11 protein-coding genes are annotated in these 17,936 nt (G+C 53.5%); all 11 read right to left on the bottom strand.

Features of this window, described 5'->3' with window-relative positions:
* Nucleotides 1–1,106: 1,106 nt before the first annotated feature.
* The 11 genes from ACAM27_RS08675 to ACAM27_RS08625 all read right to left on the bottom strand — a co-directional run bounded on the left by ACAM27_RS08675 (nt 1,107) and on the right by ACAM27_RS08625 (nt 17,607).
* Nucleotides 1,107–2,156 (bottom strand): hypothetical protein, encoded by a 1,050-nt coding sequence (locus tag ACAM27_RS08675; protein WP_369611770.1) that lies wholly within the window; start codon nt 2,154–2,156, stop codon nt 1,107–1,109.
* 725 nt (nt 2,157–2,881) lie between these two features.
* A complete protein-coding gene (locus ACAM27_RS08670) occupies nt 2,882–4,363 on the bottom strand; it encodes a capsule assembly Wzi family protein (RefSeq protein ID WP_369611769.1) in 1,482 nt (493 codons plus the stop codon).
* A gap of 20 nt (nt 4,364–4,383) precedes the next feature.
* The gene (locus ACAM27_RS08665) at nt 4,384–6,603 is read right to left on the bottom strand and encodes a polysaccharide biosynthesis tyrosine autokinase (RefSeq protein ID WP_369611768.1); all 2,220 of its coding nucleotides are present in this window, start codon (nt 6,601–6,603) and stop codon (nt 4,384–4,386) included.
* Between the two features lie 6 nt (nt 6,604–6,609).
* The gene (locus ACAM27_RS08660) at nt 6,610–7,053 is read right to left on the bottom strand and encodes a low molecular weight protein-tyrosine-phosphatase (protein WP_222197219.1); all 444 of its coding nucleotides are present in this window, start codon (nt 7,051–7,053) and stop codon (nt 6,610–6,612) included.
* 5 nt (nt 7,054–7,058) lie between these two features.
* Nucleotides 7,059–8,195 (bottom strand): polysaccharide export protein, encoded by a 1,137-nt coding sequence (locus ACAM27_RS08655; protein ID WP_222197104.1) that lies wholly within the window; start codon nt 8,193–8,195, stop codon nt 7,059–7,061.
* Nucleotides 8,196–8,850: 655 nt separating this feature from the next.
* Nucleotides 8,851–10,632, bottom strand: coding sequence for a PAS domain S-box protein (locus ACAM27_RS08650; RefSeq protein WP_369612854.1), 1,782 nt, complete (start codon nt 10,630–10,632; stop codon nt 8,851–8,853).
* 137 nt (nt 10,633–10,769) lie between these two features.
* Nucleotides 10,770–12,110 carry a S8 family serine peptidase gene (locus ACAM27_RS08645; protein ID WP_369612853.1) on the bottom strand — a complete coding sequence of 447 codons (1,341 nt, stop codon included), beginning with the start codon at nt 12,108–12,110 and terminating at the stop codon, nt 10,770–10,772.
* 110 nt (nt 12,111–12,220) lie between these two features.
* Complete coding sequence (locus tag ACAM27_RS08640; RefSeq protein ID WP_222449020.1) at nt 12,221–12,637, bottom strand: hypothetical protein; 417 nt, start codon at nt 12,635–12,637, stop codon at nt 12,221–12,223.
* 44 nt (nt 12,638–12,681) lie between these two features.
* Nucleotides 12,682–14,322 (bottom strand): S8 family serine peptidase, encoded by a 1,641-nt coding sequence (locus ACAM27_RS08635; RefSeq protein WP_369612852.1) that lies wholly within the window; start codon nt 14,320–14,322, stop codon nt 12,682–12,684.
* The gene (locus ACAM27_RS08630) at nt 14,319–15,296 is read right to left on the bottom strand and encodes a hypothetical protein (RefSeq protein ID WP_369612851.1); all 978 of its coding nucleotides are present in this window, start codon (nt 15,294–15,296) and stop codon (nt 14,319–14,321) included. The genes ACAM27_RS08635 and ACAM27_RS08630 overlap by 4 nt, the downstream gene beginning before the upstream one ends.
* Nucleotides 15,297–15,744: 448 nt before the next feature.
* Nucleotides 15,745–17,607, bottom strand: a complete 1,863-nt coding sequence (locus ACAM27_RS08625) for a CocE/NonD family hydrolase (RefSeq protein WP_369612850.1) — start codon at nt 17,605–17,607, stop codon at nt 15,745–15,747.
* Nucleotides 17,608–17,936: the final 329 nt, after the last annotated feature.

The raw sequence follows: 17,936 nt of genomic DNA, 5'->3' as shown, positions 1-17,936 counted from the left end.
CGCAAGTCAAATGGGGTTGCTGCACGGCATACGGCGACCATTGCCGAGAGCTGCTCCGGTGTCATAGTAATCGCACGGCGCAGCGCGTCCGAGATATCCACCGATGAAATGCTATTGACTAGCGCTTCATTGTCACCGTCGCGTAAATACCTCGAAAAATCACTGGCTGGGTTTAAAGTGAAAGGAATGTCCAATGTAGCAGCCTCAACGTACTTGGTTGCGAAACCAATATTCAGGCCTTTGTTTGGTTTTCTGAAAAAAAGCTAGAAATCCGCTGAGCGCAAGAGATCAAGTGATTCAGAGTTGGGAATCCGACCAAGAAAGAGCAGCTTTTCCCTAAGAGAATCAACCTGAAACTGGTGTTCTGGCACCATATCGACATATTGCTGCGCTGTGACCCCGGCAATAGAAAAACAAAAATCGCCACATTCATCGGCAAGCGCTGTAATCATTACTAGCAAGCAGTCTTTGTGCATTCCAACACCATTGGGCCGGAATAGATCAACTGGGGAGTGCGACTAGAGCCGGGGATTGGGATTCGCTGCCATTTGGCCACAAAGTATCAAGTACGAATGGCAGAAGAACCGCGTGCTTACAAGCGACTCGAGCACGGCACCAACGTGAAGCACCGATAACCTTTTTTGCCATTCGTGTCGTAAGGCGAATACGGAAATCAATTCCATCCATCCGCTAGGCATTCCGCGAGACCTTACGGCCTTCCCATCCATACCATTCGCTGCAGTCAAGAACTGGAGCAACCCTCCTGAACTCTGGTTGGCGAATACGCTACCCGAGCTGGGTGGTTGTAGCAGAACACCTCAAATACTCCGCCAGAGCCCACCTCGTTGACCACCTGCATTTACAGCTCGGAACTCATTACATAGCTTGCACTAGCTCGGTCCGATATTGGATGCTGAATATCCTGGCAGGCCACTCTCTTTATCTGGTGCCCACCTTGGGAACGCGCACTTAAAGGTGCGGACTGGAGTTTTCCCAATACAATCACTCGGTACCCGATACTGATAGACAATCGAGCCAAAACGAATGCACGAATCGCTGAAGCGTTTTGAGAATTCAGAGGGTACCCACCAGCAACAATTATCGTATCACCTATGGATCGACACCTTCCGAGCTCTACCTTGACTCATCTGCGAACGCTCCATAGCACTGAAGACCAATGGGTAAAAGATAAAAATAATCGCACCTGCCGCCATAAAGGCGTTATTGAGACCAAAAACAATCAAAACAGCGATCAGAGTTCCAAGAATTACTCCCAGTCCCCCGCGCTGAGACGACAGGGAGCGTAGCGCCCTGACCTGTGTGAAGGTGACCAAATACAAAAAAACACCTCCTATAAAGAATCCCCAACGTGCAAATGTATCAAGTAAAGTGGAATGCTTGCCTATATCGGTGAAATAAAGAACCCCGGTAAACGGGTTCTGCAGGAACAAAAGTAAGCTTCGCTTGTAGCGCTCAACTCTGTCGCTCACAGTGCCCCCGGCGCTATCCATTTGTAACGAATTGAGCAAGTCGTTGACTTTAAGGTGGTAATTAGTTCCCTCGACGATGGGAGCAAGATAAGTCAGAAGCTCAACAATAAGAGCTTTCCCGAACAATATCAAAAAGAACATGAGACAGAACAGCAGGATAACCCGAAAACTCGAGGGTCGCCAAAGAACAAAAATAACCGCCAGGCAAATCGTCACCGTTATTACTGCTGTAGCAAACTGAGAGGAGAACACCAATAAAATTGATAACCCAGTCAAATACCAAATTAATAGCCTTGGCAACCAGGGAGTAATGCGCAGTACTCGAGGTACTTCAAGAAACTCTATTAGAGATGTCCGAAGAGAAACAAGAGTGAGAACTGGCAACATTAAAACCGCGCCATAGGCAAGTGAATACCCTCCAACACCCTTTTCAGTGAGTTCCAGAGCTTCCTTGGACGACCTGACTAATATACGCATCGCACGATCGTTAACCGTAGATACATAAAGATAGGTAACCGTCATTGAAATGGCCAATAATACAATTATCAACCAGAAGATAGAACCGAGACTGGACAAATCTTTTCGTCGGGCTTGTTGAACAATTAGAAAAAACAACATGATATACAGCTGAATTCGGCTTAAAAAGCCTTCAATACCATGAATCATCAGTTCAAGAATTATCGTATACCCTGAAAAGATAGCTAGCAAAAACAACACAACGGTTGGCCTAAAAATTAATCCGCGAGGTTTGAAAGCCTCAATTACAAACCATAAACATATTGCTATTAGCGATAAAACTCGAGCGCTGCTACTGTATGACAGCTGGGGTACAAACACCCAAAAACATAGGATACCGATACAAAGGTTTTGGGCTGAGTCAGAAGTGATTTTAAATTTCAAAAAATACGATCCCAATCGAGCGTTTGTAGCGACGAAGCCATGCACATACAGATTAAAAATACATCGAACTCTAGAACTAAAACAGAAGTTTTTCGATTTTTTTCGAAATAGTCATAAACAATATACGAATATTTTCTTTTACTCAGAGTTAAAACTTAGTGATAACGTGTTTTAGGGGGCCGCTTTATGGCTTTTAGACAAAGCACTCTGTTACGTTTAACCATTTAGCGCTTATAGTGTCATTGCACGATCTAAGAAACAATCAAACAGGATACGATCAACAGTGTTTTGTTGATGATTTCGGATCAGGTTCGAACCACAACCTTCTATGGATTATTTACTCATCCTTGCATACACGGGAAGAACAAACCTATCGGCGCTTAATGAGCTTTTGTATACGCCGGCAAAATAACTCAGTTGATGTGTCGGCAATTAGATCGATTATTTGTAAGAACAGCCTGAAACTGAAAGCTCTGCCGGATGCCTCAATATCAGAAGCGATATATCCAGTCTATTGAGAGCAACCAGTCTTGTTTACTGCCAGATTCGAGGGCTAGCCTTGTGTCTGCAGCTTGGCTTTTGAAGTTTAGCCAGCCGCCAAACAGGGGGCGGCCGTAGCTTATATCTAGCAGAACAACTTCTTGTTGCACTGTGGGCACGTTATAGAACACCGTTGGGTCGGTAGCCGCCACTCGGCTGCTTTCGTCTTTGTTCAGGTCTGCCCAGGTTATAACTACACTCAGGTTGTGGCCATTAGGAAAAAAATTGTATGTACCCAGAGATGCGGCCTCGGCATCGCCCTCAAATGTACTCGCCATGTTGCGGCCATAGTAACGGTAGCCCGTTTGGTAGGTGCTGTGTTCATAGGTAATACTGGGAATGGCGTCGCCCAAAAAGTCGTCGGCGGTGGTATTGGTATATTCCAGGTACCACTGCTGCTGACTGCCTCCAAGACTGGTGGTCCAGTCTGAGCCCAAGAGCCAGGATTTCCTTGCCGGGAACGCGCCCGCTTCATCCTCTCCCATCATTTGGCTGTATACGCTCATACTATTATCGCCAACGGGGAAGCCATAACGGATATCAATACTGGCGATCTGGTTACCCGGGTCATTTTCTTCCAACTGGCCGTTATCTTTGCCTATAAACGCATTCCAGATTGTGCTGGCATCCTCTGGCCTTCCGTCGCCGCCAAACATAATGGCTCTCGAAAGGCCAATATCCAGGCCCTGCACTGGCCGGAAGGTGGCGCGCATGCCGATCACCTTGGCATTTGGCACAGCACGTTCTTTCTCGTACTGGCCGGCAAATACCGTGAACTGCCAGGGGCCAATCCAATTCAACCATCGACTTTCGAAAGGCTTGGCATCTTTGCGGTTGAGCCACACGACTGGCATAGGCCTGGCATTGGTAGAGAGAATCAGGCTGTTGCTCCAACCCGGCCCCCACCAACGGTCTATGGCGCCGGCGCCCAGCACCCAGTTGGCGGCTGTGCCGGCCAGGTAGCTGCCGTCCAGCCTTATGCTCTCGTCGTCTTCCGGGTCCAGGGCGTAGGTGAAGCTGGCGCGGGCCGCCCAGTTCTGGGCTTGGAGCTCTACTCGGGTGGTTGCCTCGCCGGCTTCTCTTGGGCCGCCGTCAAAACCGCGAATAAACGGAGTCTCTGTGGTGCCGGCCAGAGTGATGTCGTTACGCATACCGCCCGCGGCCTGGTAGTTTTGCTCAAAACTCAAATAGGCGTTGGCGCTGGTTACAGTGGCATCTGTGTGGGCACTGCCCTGCTCTTTCAGCCCGCTGTCTACGGTGGCCCACATCATGGGCCAGGTGGTTACGGTGCGGTTGAGGTGGCCCCGGTCTGCCAGTTGCTGCACGGCATGCCTGGCTCTTGGGTCGCCCGGCTCCAACCAGGGCGCGGCCGCGGCTTGCCCGGCTACGGCTGCAGTAAGAATTGAAATGGCCAGCTCTTGAACACTGAACATGCGGTTGTTCCTTAACCCTGTCACGCCTTGTCTGCCTTATATTCGTAGTTGTAGTAGCCGTAACCGCCGTATCCATAGGCGGAAGCTTTTTTCACGACACCGTTGAGAATAACGCCTTTAACCGCGATGTCGTTTTGTTCAAACCGGCGCTTGGTCAACTCAATTTCTTTTATCGGGTTCAGCCCAAACCGTGTAACCAGCATGGTTGTGCCGGCATGGCGCCCCACCACGGCTGCGTCCGTTACGGCCAGAATGGGCGGTGTATCAATAATCACGAGGTCGTATTCTGGCGCCACTTTCTCCAGTAATTCTTCAAAGCGTTTGCTCATCAAAAGCTCGGATGGGTTGGGGGGAACTGAGCCCCGCGGCATAAAGCTGAGCATGCCCGCCATATCTGAACAATGAATCGCTTCACTCAGGCTGCATTGGCCAGAAAGCACATCGGAAAGACCACTTTCATTTGAGACTTTGAAGATTTCATGGCTGAAGCCCTTGCGCATGTCGGCGTCAATCAGCAGTACTTTCTGGTCTGCCAGTGCCATGATGGCCGCCAGGTTGGTAGACACAAAGGTTTTACCCACCCCGGGGCTGGGGCCGGAGATCATCAATATGTTGTTTTTTGCGTCCATCATGCCGAAATGAAGGCTGGTACGCAGGCTGCGCAAAGATTCAATGGCCAGGTCTGCCGGGTTTTCAATTGCCAGCAGGTTGACGAGATTGGGGGTGCCTTTTTTACGCTTTTTTCTGTCCAGAAGATCGTGCTGGGTTTTGGAGTATGGGATGCCCGCGTAAACAGGCAAGCCGATGCGCTCAATGTCATCCGGGGTTTCTACACCGCGGTTAAAGGCGGCTCGTACCAGTACCACACCCACGCCAATCATGCTGCCGAGCAAAAAGGCAACCGCGACAATCAGTGATCGTTTCGGGCGAACCGGCGCGGTTATGTTCACCGCTGCCTCATCCAGCACCCTCACGTTGCCCACCGTTCCGGCACGGGCAATGTCCAGCTGCTGAATATTCGAGAGCATTTGTAGATAGATTTCGTTGCCGACTTCTACGTCGCGGCGCAGGCGAACCAGCTTTTGCTGGGTTTCCGGCAGGTTGCCAATACGCTGGTCCAGCTCCGCCCGCCGGTCTTTCAGCTCCTGCATCTGAGATGCCCAGGCCCGGTAACGGGGGTGGGAATCACGAAAACGCTGTTCGATCTCGGCACGCTGAATTTCCAGCTCAGAGATACGGCGCTCCAGGTCCACTACCTGGTCCAGGATGGCTTCGCCTTCCGCCGTAATATCGATGGTTACGGCATCCACCTGGTATTCATTCAATTTCCGCTCGGCTTCTTCCAGCTCTTGCTTTATCTCTGGCAGCTTCTGACGAAGGAATTCAAGAGATTTGGAAGCCTCGGCGCTGCTGCGCTCTACGTTCTGGCGAACGTAGTGCTTGCCCACCTCATCCAGAATACGTTCAGCCAGGCGGTAGTTTTTATGTTCGTAGCTTATAGCAACAATGCCGGAATTTCTTCCCCGCTCCGAAGCGCTCATGCGTGCCTGGAGATCGGCGATGGCGCTGAACCGGCGCAGTTTTTTAACGTGGAACCAGGTACCGGGGCGGGCGATGAGTTCTGTGACCATCACCCCGTAACCGTTGGCGTCTTCCGGCTCATTCACACCGCCTTCAAGCAACAGGTTGCCGGGAGCCACTTCGTATTCATACAACGCCCAGCCGCTTTCCGTCGCCTCGAGCACCAGGGGGCGACCCTCCGCGCCCTCTGGCACGCTTAAGCGTGAAATGGTGAGGCTCTCGCCACCCCAGACGTAATGGTCACCCATCAGCGGTTCGGCCAATTCGCCGCTGGTACCCTGAAAACGCTGGGCCATGGCCTCGCCAATCACCGGGAAATAATTTGGGCTAACCTGGATATCCAGCTGGAGGGAGTCCACCACGTTACCCAGCACGCGGCGGCTCTTGATAATTTCGATTTCGGTGGTGGCGCTGGACTCCGAGGCAAAAAGGTCTGAAACCCCCTCCATACCTGGCAAACTACCTTTATTGTCCTCAATTTGAATCAAGGCGTTGGCCTGGTATACCGGCACCTGAATCAGCGCGTAAAACACACCTAGCGCGGTAATTAAAACCGTGATGCCGGCAATCAGCCAACGGCCATCCCAAAGGGTGCCCAGCAGGGCCATCAGGTCTATTTCATCGTTGTCCAGTTGCTGCGGCGCGGTGTTGTCAGTCATTGAGTGTCATTTATCCAGGTATTTAAGCCAGGCATCGGTGGCCTGGTCGATCAGTTTGTACGCGTGCTCGAAAGCCGGGCGTTGTTGTTTGTAGGGGTCTGGCACTTCGCGGTCGCCTATCCACTTGCCCATCAGAAAGGTTTTGCCCCGCACCTGTGGCGCCATTTTGTGCAGCTGCCTCAGGTGGCCCTCCTCCATAGCCAGGATCAGATCCGCCTGGCCGAGCAGGGTTTCTGTGGCCTGCCGGGCCCGATGCTCGCCGGCGTTTACGCCGTTTTCCTCCAACAGGGTAAGTGCCATGCTGTCCGCGGGCTTGTCTACCAGTGCGCTGATGCCGGCGGATTCCACGGTTATCTCCGGTCGGTGTGCCAGCTTCTGACGCAGCAGATACTCGCCCATTGGGCTCCGGCAGATATTGCCGACACACACCACCAGAATCCGGTTAAACATGGCCATCAGTCGGTACCCGTTACTTCTTCTTCAGCCCGGGCAAAGAAGAAGATAGCCTGGGCGGTCGGCACAATTTGCGCAATCAGGCGATTCCATCGGGCGATTGGTGCCGCTGTTACATACACAATGTCTCGCGGCTGCAGCAGAAACTGGTCTGCCAGCACCAGGGCCGTGGCATTGCGTGCGTTTAGCTGATACACGTTTGCCACTTTGTCGCTGCCTTCCGGCGCCCGCCGCACCACAAACACACCACTGGCATCGGCGGTTGCCTGCGCAAAGCCGCCAGCACCGGTCAGGGCATCTGCCAGAGTGATATCACTGCGCCCAAAGTTGATGCTTTGTGGGTCCAGCACTTCCCCCAGTACAAATACTTTGGCGGCATCGTTGCGGGCCACGTGAACAATGTCGTTGGGGCGCAGAACGATGTTTTCGGTAATATCGCCTTTCTGGTACAGGTCCCGCAGAGAAAACTGCCGGGTTTGATCTCCCCTGGTAAGGGTAACGTTGGTCCAGTCTGCCATGTCGGTAAGCCCACCAGCCTGGCTGACAGCCTCCAGCAAGGTAAGTGGCACGTTGGTGATGGACTGGGTACCCGGCGCCTTGACTTCGCCCGTTACGTACACTCGCTTGGAGCGAAAGCCTGCGACAGTCACGTCCACCTGAGGCGACTCGATGTATTCTGCCAGCCGTTCCCTGAGGATGTCGCGGATCTCTGTCACTTTCAGGCCGGCGACTTTCACTTTGCCAACGTAGGGGTAAAAGATAGTGCCGTCGCTGTGTACCCAGTTGCCAGCTTCGGTCGGTGTGCGCATGGAACCGGCGGGAATGGTGAGCTCAGGATGATCCCAAACCGTAATATTGAGTATATCTCCGGCATTGACGACGTAGTCATACGCCTCGATGTCTTGTTCCAGCTCGGCGTTCTGCGTTGGGGCGGCAGGTGATTCCTCCCGCATTCCCCGGATCAGTCCTGGCGTAATGGGGTAGATATCCACCTGGGTTTCCAGATCCAGAGCTTCATCCTGAGCAACGCTCGAATCCGCACTGAACCACTTGGAGGTGCCCGAGGGGATGTGTGAGCCGGGAATTGCGGCACAACCGCTAAGGGCAACCAGTACAACGGCGGTGAGCAGTTGTTTCATGTTTTAAACCAAGCCTTGACGAAAATATTTTATTTGGGAACGCAGATGATGCGCACATGCAACTGATTTGGCAACCTCTCTCGGGCACGCTACCGCCCCACCAACCAGAGCCTAGTGCGTTAGGGCAAAGCAAAGCGCAATGTACTGACAGACGGCTACAGGGGGAGAATTACGATGAGGGCTCCGACCGGCTCCGTGTCAGATTACGAGAGTGTGTTGCAAAAGTGTGACGATTTTACGCGACCTCTCGTGACAAGCAAGTTACGAGGACGACGAAAACAGCCAAGGCAGACACAGCTCCGAAAACTCAGGATATGTTAACCCATACGACATTACAAAACAGCATACCCACCTTATACCAATGTCGTGTTTTACAACCTTTCACGAACAGTCTCGATACTGGCCAAATACTGAACAAAAAAAAGCCCGCGGCGGGTGTGCGGGCAAGAATTGAACAAACGACTCTAGTCTCTTGGGCACTTGCAACAGGGCCGACGTGCCACCTCCAGTAGAGACTACGCGGAACAGTGATGACCCAAACGGAGTAGAATTGCCACCAATCTGGTCCACATGATTTAGGCTATACGATATTTTTAATAATTCAAGAAAAGAAGAAGAAAAGGCCTGTCATCTCAGGCCTTCACCGCTCATCAACTTACGTTGGCGTATCAGCGCCTCCGGCTTGAGACACATCATTCAGCGCCCGGAGAGAGCTTGCCAGGCTTTCAATGCGGTTATTGGTCTCGGTAACCAGGCGATTAATCTCGTCCGCAGACTGGCTTGATTTCTGGGCCAGCTGGCGTACCTCATCTGCCACTACCGCGAACCCCCGGCCTGCCTCACCTGCCCTGGCGGCCTCAATGGCCGCATTGAGGGCCAGCAGGTTGGTCTGCTCAGCAATTTGGTTAATGGTGCTGACGATGTGCGAGATGGATTCCGAAGATTTGAGCAACGATTCCATTTCCTGATCGGTGACCTCCACTGCCTGCATCTTGGAATGCACGTCTATACCATAAGCCACGAAGTACTTAACGCTACCGGAGAAATCCGCGATGGGGCAGATGGTCAGCTCAAACCAGTGGTCCCGGCCGTCGTGATCCGGTATGGCATAGAAGCCTTTGAGCTGGTGGCCATTCTGAAGCTTATCGAAATCGCTTTGGCCAACCACAGATTGGAGGTTTCGAACGCGAGACTGGATGGCGCTTTCGGAAGCATCTCCCAAACTCACCAGCATATATTGATTGGCACTGATGAGAGTTCCATCCAACTGCCATTCCGTTACCCCATTACTTTCACTGATGGCTTCAAAGCGTCGGGTAAACTCCAGTGACTTTTCTTTGGTTTCGGTTACGTTCGCCTGTATCGAGATGTAGTGGGTCAAAGTGCCCGTGTCATCAAACACCGGGTTGATAGCCAGAGAGACCCAATAAGGCCGGTTATAGCGATCGTAGTTCAAAACCTCATCATAGAATGGCTCATTACGCTTCAGTTTCGAGCGAATTTCGTCAATGGTGGCCGGGTCTGTGTGCGGGCCCTGCAACAAGCTTCCGGGGTTCTTGCCGATGACCTCATTCAGCGTGTAACCGGTGAGCTGGGTGAAGCCCTGATTCACATACACAATGCTGCGGTCTGGCCTGGTGATAATTACGGCGTTATCGGTCTCGTTGGCGACCATCGAGAGCATTTTGAACTCATCCCGCCGCTCAACTTCTTCTGTCACATCCTTCAAAAAGGCGGTGTAGAGAATTTTGTTGTCCAGCCGGATTTTGGAAAGCGCCAGTGAGGCCCAACGGCGACTGCCATCCTTGCGATATACCGGAACTTCCCGGGTGGTGCCGACTATTTTATCGACACCCGTTTGTCTATTGGCATTTACCATGCTGTCGTGACGATCGCGGATGTCATGGGGTACCAGCATTTTGACGTTCTCGCCCAACATTTCCTCACGCTGATAGCCCCAAAGCTTTTCAGCAGAGGAATTCGCAAATATGATGCGATTGTTCTCGTCAATGGTGACCACAGCGTCAAGGGCCTGCTCAAGGGTCTGGTTGATCATCTCCCTGGAGGTGCGCTCTGCGGTGATATCGCGAATAAACGCCGTATAGCCGATGGAGCGGCCAGAAACCACTTTATTCAGCGCCAGACTTACCCACACCTGACTGCCATCTTTGCGCGTCATGCACACTTCGCGGCTGGTGCCAACAATACGGTCTTCGCCGCCCTGGCGGTTACGGTTGATATGGGCGTCGTGATGTTGCTGGATGTCGGCGGGCACTAACATTTTTACGTTTTTACCCAGCACCTCTTTCCTGGAGTAGCCCCAGAGCCGCTCGGCAGCCTTATTGAAGAAGGTGATATTGTTGTTGTGATCAATACTGACCACAGCGTCCAGGCACTGCTCCAGGACGCTGTCAAGGGAATGGGAGCGTCGAAACATCGGTAGCATTTCTCTTATGTGAAGACTACATCTAATAATGATCTATAAGCGTAGAAATGCCATTATCCTGCCACGAACAATTGTTTCATTGCGTTACATAACGCGTTAATCGGTACATTCGCGCCGCCCAGATATCATCACGGAATGATGTTGAGTAACCGATTGGGAGAGCCATTCAACCCGCTCAATTGATTGCGGCTGGCCTGAGCCTCCAGTTGTTGGGCAATCTGCTGCGGCGTCAGGCTTGGATTCTGGGCCAGCAGCAAAGCGACCGCGCCGGCAACGTGAGGTGATGCCATGGAGGTACCGCTAATGGTGTTGAAGTCGGTGTCACCGGTGTGCCAGGCCGCAGTGATGTTGCTGCCAGGCGCCATGATATCCACGCATTCCCCATGATTGGCGAAACTGCTACGGCGGTCCTGATTGTCAGTACTGCCTACTGTAATGGCCTCTGGCACGCGGTTTGGCGAACCATTGCAAGCATTGGCATTGCTATTTCCGGCTGCGACCACCACCGGGATGCCCCTCGCCACCACTTCCCTTACAGCATTATCCAGGGCTGTGGAATTTCCGCCCCCCAGCGACATATTAGCGACCGCAGGTTGCTGGGCGTTTTCGACCATCCAGTCCAGTGCCTCAATGATGGCGCTGGTCGCCCCAGAGCCATTGCAACCCAACACACGCAAACCAACCACCTGGCTTTGTTTGGCAACACCGAACAACTCGCCCGCCGCAGTGGATGCCACATGCGTGCCGTGGCCGTTGCAATCTTCTGCAGAGTAGGCCGCTATATCGCCTCCGTTACTGAACGGAAGAAGTCCACCAAGGAGCCCACCAAGCAGATCACCTAACAACGGCAAACCACCACCGCCACCGCCCAAACCTTGGTCGTCATGAAAGTTGACGCCACTGGCGCGGCCCTGAAAATCAGCGTGGGTAGAGCGAACGCCGGTATCCAGCACATAAACATTCACACCGAGCCCCGCTGTGGAGGGATAGGTAAACTGACCATCCAGAGGCAGGGTGGGCTGGTCTACACGGTCCAGGCCCCAGGTGGCGTTTGCCTGGGTTTCGCTGGCGCTGACACTCATCCAGGTGTCTGGCTCCACCGATTTAACACCAGGCAGGGACGCCAGCATTGTGGCCTGGCTCTCCGTTAGCTGCACAGCAGCGCCCTGGAACACGCTCTCGTACAAAAACAGCAACTCGCCGCCGCCCACCGCAGTCAGCAGATGCTGGACACCCGCCAAAAGACCATCGTTCAAGCCCAGAATAGACGCTATCTGTGGTTCCACGGTCAAAATGTAACGCTGCGGAATGACGCTTGCAGGTTCGGGCTGGGATGACTGGCCTTGCTCCGTGGAACTTGCCCCACTCAACAAGGTTGAGAACAACCCTGCTTCCGCTGCCAATGGCGCCCCGGCCAAAGAAACAACCAAGGCAGAGGCAATCACGGATTTCGGATGGTGGCTAAACATACAGCGTCCTCGTTCGTTGTGGTTATAGTACAGACCAATCTATACAGATAACTGAAGAGTACAACGAACAACCGAGGGCCTTACTGGTCAACACAGGCCAACAAGGCACATCAGCGACGAAAGACCGCCTCCGCACGTTTGTAGAGGCTGGTAATCTCCGCCTGCACACTGGTTATTGCCGGCGCAGAAGCGCCGTCGTCTGCCAAATGGGCACTGCTTATGCCAACCGGGATGAGCAGTAACCCGAAGATTACCGCCCGCTGGAGCCCACGACTGCGAGTGGAGAAGCACAAAGTGATGACCACCCAGAAACCTACGGATAGCAGCCATAAGGTGCCAAGCAACACCCAAAGCTCAACCAGCCACTCCAGGTTCACAAATGGAATCACCGGCAGATTGGCGGATATTGCGAACACCTGGTCCACGAAATTGAACAAAAAGCTGTTTTGCCGGGTTATGACTTCATCCACCAACCAAACCATCGCGGCGAACAAACTGAACGCCAGAATTACCGAATCTCGAGTCATTGGTCTCACCAAGCTAAAGAATAGAGAAGATCGCAATGGACCAACTAGAGCAGCGCCTGCGATTGGTTGAGCCGACAGTTCTGCCCGTTGCTATCGCAGACGTCGATCCACAAAGACTCGGTATCCGGATTTACGTTTTTGATCAGAAATACAGGCTCCAGGCTTTGAGCGATTACTTCCTTGCCGCCACTCCCGGTGCTTCGGAGCACGGTATATCGCTCGCCGGCAGAGCCAAGGCTGAGGTTGTTTGCCGTAACCTCGTACACCCTGTCCAGCGACAGAGCCAGTGGGTTATTCAGTCGGTAGGCCTCGGTTTGGCAGCGCTCGGGATCGTTGAGGAAGGGAGCGATAACTGCCACCCGATTGCCGGAGTCATTAGCAACCCGTGCCATGGCCGCCTTAGCATCCACCACCGGAATGCGGCTGCCGTCGGATTGTCGGATGAGTCGGGCTGACGAGCGCAAAAGATCCGTTATGTTGGCAGGCGTGAGATTCTCGGTACTGGACTGTTTGAGCAGCCCGGCGATGCCCGCCACCACCGGAGCCGAAAAAGACGTGCCGTCCCAAAAGGTAAGCCGACCAAAACGGTCCAGCGAGAGCACTTCAGAACCCAGCGCGGCCACGCTGACATCCGCCCCGGTATTGGAGAAGTCAGCCAGATCGCCGGATGCACGAACGGCCGCTACAGTCACCACACGCCTACAGTTGGCGGGCGCAGTGTTGGCGGCATCACCGCCCGCATTACCAGCCGATACAACAGTCAGAATGCCGCGACTGTATGCATAATCGATCGCTTCTTGCAGATACCCCGGGCAACCACTCACCTGCCCGCCCAGGGAAGCGTTGATGACGTCCACCGGCTGCTGCAGGCGCGGTGCATTGGCAACAGACGGATCGCCAGCGAGCCAGCGGATGGCCAGCGCCGTATCCGACAATACTCCCCGCACCCTACCCTCACTGTCACAACTAAGGGCACGGGCGGCGATAATGTCGGTTTCAACAATGCCAGCGATACCGGTTCCGTTGTTTGTCACTGCGCCAAATACGCCACTCACGCCCGTACCATGGGCGGTAAGGCAGTTGGGATCTACCTCATTCTCAAGAAAACGCGGGCCGAAGCCGTCAGCCGACGCAAAATTGTATCCTTGAGCGTAATCCAGATCCTGTAACCGGTAGAATCCCGAATCCACCACACCAATCCGCACACGCCTCTGTGGCGTTGCACGCAGATAGGCGGAGAGAATATCCTGTACACCCGCACGTCCGGTTTGGGGCGCTTCCCACGCGATCTGGGAGCGGAAGCCCGGATCAGAAGGCACAAACGCTGCTGGATTCACAGTATCGGAATGCGGCACGGAGAGCGCACCCACCAACGAGTCAGCAGGTCTCGGTGGTGAAGGCAGAACCGGATTGCTCACCCAGTAATCGTTTTCTACACGCGCAACGTCTGGGTGGCTTTCCAACTGAGCCCTGACCGCTTCGAGGCTTTCTGAACCCACCTCAATGATTTCCGAGTTGGAAAACTGCTCCCCCACGTTCATGGCAGATACTGTGTTTTGATAGGTCACTACCAGCCGCCCGGGTACATCAGCCGAGCCTGAAGTGCCGGCAGAGTTCGTGGCTCCGGCTGGTGCCGGCGCTGTTGCTGCAAAGGCTGCCAATGCCATTATCACGGTCGATTTCATTGCATCACCTCACAGCAAATGGTCTGGTTTTTGCGCACTTGAACCAAAGACGCAATGGAACGGTACGCAGGCGACAACTCCAGCCCCTGCGCGGTGGAATCAACAAATCCTGAAGAGCCGAGAAACCGCGAATAAATAGCTGCCTCGTCGACGTAAACGAGCTGACCACCCGCCAACCCATCCGGCAGCACCGCGGTTATGAAATTGCGGATTTTACTGAGCTGTTCGCGACCATAGGCACCATGGTTGACGATCATGCTTTGAGCGTAATCGAGCTCTCGCTGAAGCACGGCTTCAGAGATCTCACCCTGACGATACCGCCACTCATTCTGCTGCAGATTCTCAAGTGCAAACCCGACATCGAAAGCCCAAGGGCCCTGATCTGGCTGGAACTCTGCCAGTCTGGCCTGGAGTTGGCTGTTGGTGAGATCCCCGGACAGGTACCCCATTTGTAAGAAGAACTTGTACAGCGCAGCGTCCTGAGTGAGACTCAGCAGCTCCTCCTTCTGGTCCAGAGTATTCTGCACCGTTGTCTCGAGATCTACCGCCGAGGCGTTTTGAACCACAACGCTGATTTCAACTTCTGCCGTGTCGTCAGCGAACCGGAAGCTCAGCGTAAGGCCAGCGTTCAAAGGGCGATCGACCTGCGGCAACGCCAGAGTCAACCGATTGGGACCAGTCTCCACCACGCTGATGCCGCCGGTGAAATCACCAGACACCTGAACAGATTCGGGCGCCGGGAAAGCCCCGCTGATGTCCAATGGCTGCCCCTCCGGACCTGCGTACATCGCGTTGTTTAATGTCACCAACCCGTTATCTGACCGCACTCCCCTGAAACTGTCTGCCGCATTGTCAGACCCATTACCCGCGGAGCCACTGCCAGATCCACCACCGCCACCGCATGCGGTGAGCAATAAAGCCACCACCAAACCAGTGACGGGTTTAACCCAACGTTTGCCTGTTCGCATTTTCATGCTTTGCCCTCTGTTACTGGAATCAGCCCTCTTTTGGAGGGACTGACCATGCCGGGGCACTCATCCAGGTTCACTGAATCTAGCGCCCATCATTTGACGCTGAACTTTACGCATTCGCGTCAAAATAGATGTGTTGTAGATCACAGCGAAATTTTGGCCAGCGTGAGGGTGAGCATCATTAGCCCAAAAAACAGGTTGCAGAAACTAATTACTTAACTGTTTGTTTTATTATTCTTTTCAAGTAGTTATTGGTATGGGTGACGAATAGCGGGGATTAAAAAATTCAATAGAATGGTAGCTTTTCTATATACGTAAACTTTTGTTCAAAAGTGTCAGCATTTTTTACACTAAATGTAAAATTATTCGACACAGTCGGTTTCGAGCGGAACCAGTCAGAAAGTGGGTAAGCGGAGCGAAAACGCTCCGCTTGAGCTAAGGCGGGATTTCGTTATTGCTTTAACGTACTGACAGGAACGACCGGGAGAACGATACTCGAGGGCGTATTCGGCCCGATGTGCAATGACATCACGCCGCCCAGGGATGGAATCAGGGATGTGAGCACCGGCGGTACCCCTTGAGCAACGTTGCTGGTGTTCACTGAGACTCGGAGAGAACTGCCGGGCTCAACAAACGCACTGCTGGGAAATATTTCGACAGAAACCTTACGAATTTCACCCGGCTTCATCATCGAACGCTCGCCCTCTGCAAAACTGTGCCATGGCTGTAACATCTCTCCATTCACGAAGCGGGAGCGAGACTCATCTACCGAGTGCAGGCTAGCCGTCTGCAAGCCGTTTGACAGCGGCCGCGTGGTGCCATCCGGGCTGACAAGATCCAGACGCACAGCCACCTGAACATCCGCAGCAGTCGTGGACACCCACAAGTCGGCCTGCATCGGACCATTCAGGTACAAACCCTCGTCGGGCGCTTCGAGCTCGAATTTCAAGGCAGCCAACTCTGAAAAACGGTTATCTTCCAGACAAGGCAGGGGTATCTGGCCAGTTAACCCCGCTGTCCACTGGGTCGTACTGAAGGAACACAAACCGTTCAGTGGTTGCTGCAGGGTTTGGTAAGTTTCGTCGTTGACGGGCAGTTGCTGACTTAGCGCGTTTTCGGCTCCCAGGTAAAGCCTCTCAGCTCGAAGCTCAGGATGAGGCCAATGCGTCGCTGTCTGATAGGAATCCAATCCGAGAACGTACTGGGTCACATTTGGCTGTTCTGTAACCCTGGTATCCAGACCCATTACGTATTCATCAAACCATTGCAGGCGCAGAGTATCCAAATCAGGCACGCCATCGGCAGGCAGACCATTGTCCGGCACTCCCGCTGCGGCAATGTGTGTCCATGGGCCAATCAGAAGCTTGGTTGGTACCCGGCCACTCAAACGCTCGTACCACAAAGGCTCGCTGCGCTGAAAAAGGTCAAAAAGACCACCAACAACGAACGTTGGAACGTTGATTTTGTCGACACCCTCAATCGGCGAGCGTATGCGCCAGAAGTCATCGTCGTAAACGGTCTCCGGCTCTCCCAACACGGCCTTGAGAATAGTGGGCACCTGGAAATCGAGCAAGGCACCGGTCAATCGTTCGGGTACCGCTGCAAGGAACGCAGCAGGATCATTAGCAAGCAATTCGACTGGCAACAGGCCCAGTCCTGTTACCAGTGCCATCCAGGAGGGAATAAAGGTTGCGTTCACATTGCCGCCGGTAAACACAATGTCACGATACCCATCCCCGATTGGCACGACGGGAAAGGACGCTTTTACCGCCGGATGATTGTGCTGAGAGGTAAGAATCGAGGTAATACCCAGGTAAGAAATACCTTCAAGACCAATACTTGGCTGAGCCCAGGATTCCTCAGTCACCCACTCGACGACCTCAAGGTAGTCGGCCTGCTCCCGCTCACCGAATGCTTCCCAGTTACCGCCCGAATTTCCGGTGCCTCGCACATCCACTACGACGTGGGCATAGCCGCGTTTCACCAGAAATTCGTTAACACCTCCAAGCTCAGGTACAAACTGGCCGACCGAAGTGTTGTAGGAGGTTTGCGTAAGCACAACCGGGAAGGTTCCTGGCGCCGGCTGGCCGGCCTCATACCCCGGGAGGGCAACCTTGGCGAACAGCTTGGTACCATCTGACAGTTCAATGACCTGGCTGGGAAGCGAAACCACGTGGGTGTGGGTCGGAGCGCGCTCGTACGGCTGCCAGCTTCGCGCGCCTTCGGTGACAACCGGGACAAATCGAGCTTCAGTATTTCGAGTACCCAGGGCCATCATTTCGCGCACCGCCTTGGGATGACCGGTTTCGACCACCGGAACCTCGGAAGCCGGTTCAGTTGGAGTGGGAGACGCCTCCGGGTCTGTGCCGCTGGATGAACCACCACAGCCCGCCAGAAAAACACTGAGACAAATTACACCAGATAACCTGATTCCAGCCGATAGCGCCACTTTCATTTCCTCCTGGCCGCTCGATATTTTTGTTATGCATACAGGTTGCTATATGGTAACTAATCGAGCATTGGCCCTGATGACCAGAGGTGACGGCAAAATGGGAGCAATACAAATTGACGGCCTTCTGCCGCAGCAATAAAAAAGGCCAGCCTGGCATGAGCCAGGCTGGCCTTTTCCTGTTACTTCGCGGT

The sequence above is a fragment of the Marinobacter sp. RI1 genome (genome assembly GCF_041155085.1).
GTDB classification, from domain to species: domain Bacteria; phylum Pseudomonadota; class Gammaproteobacteria; order Pseudomonadales; family Oleiphilaceae; genus Marinobacter; species Marinobacter nauticus.
Note: the sequence above shows the minus strand (reverse complement) of the source record. Positions and strands in the feature narration are given on the sequence as shown.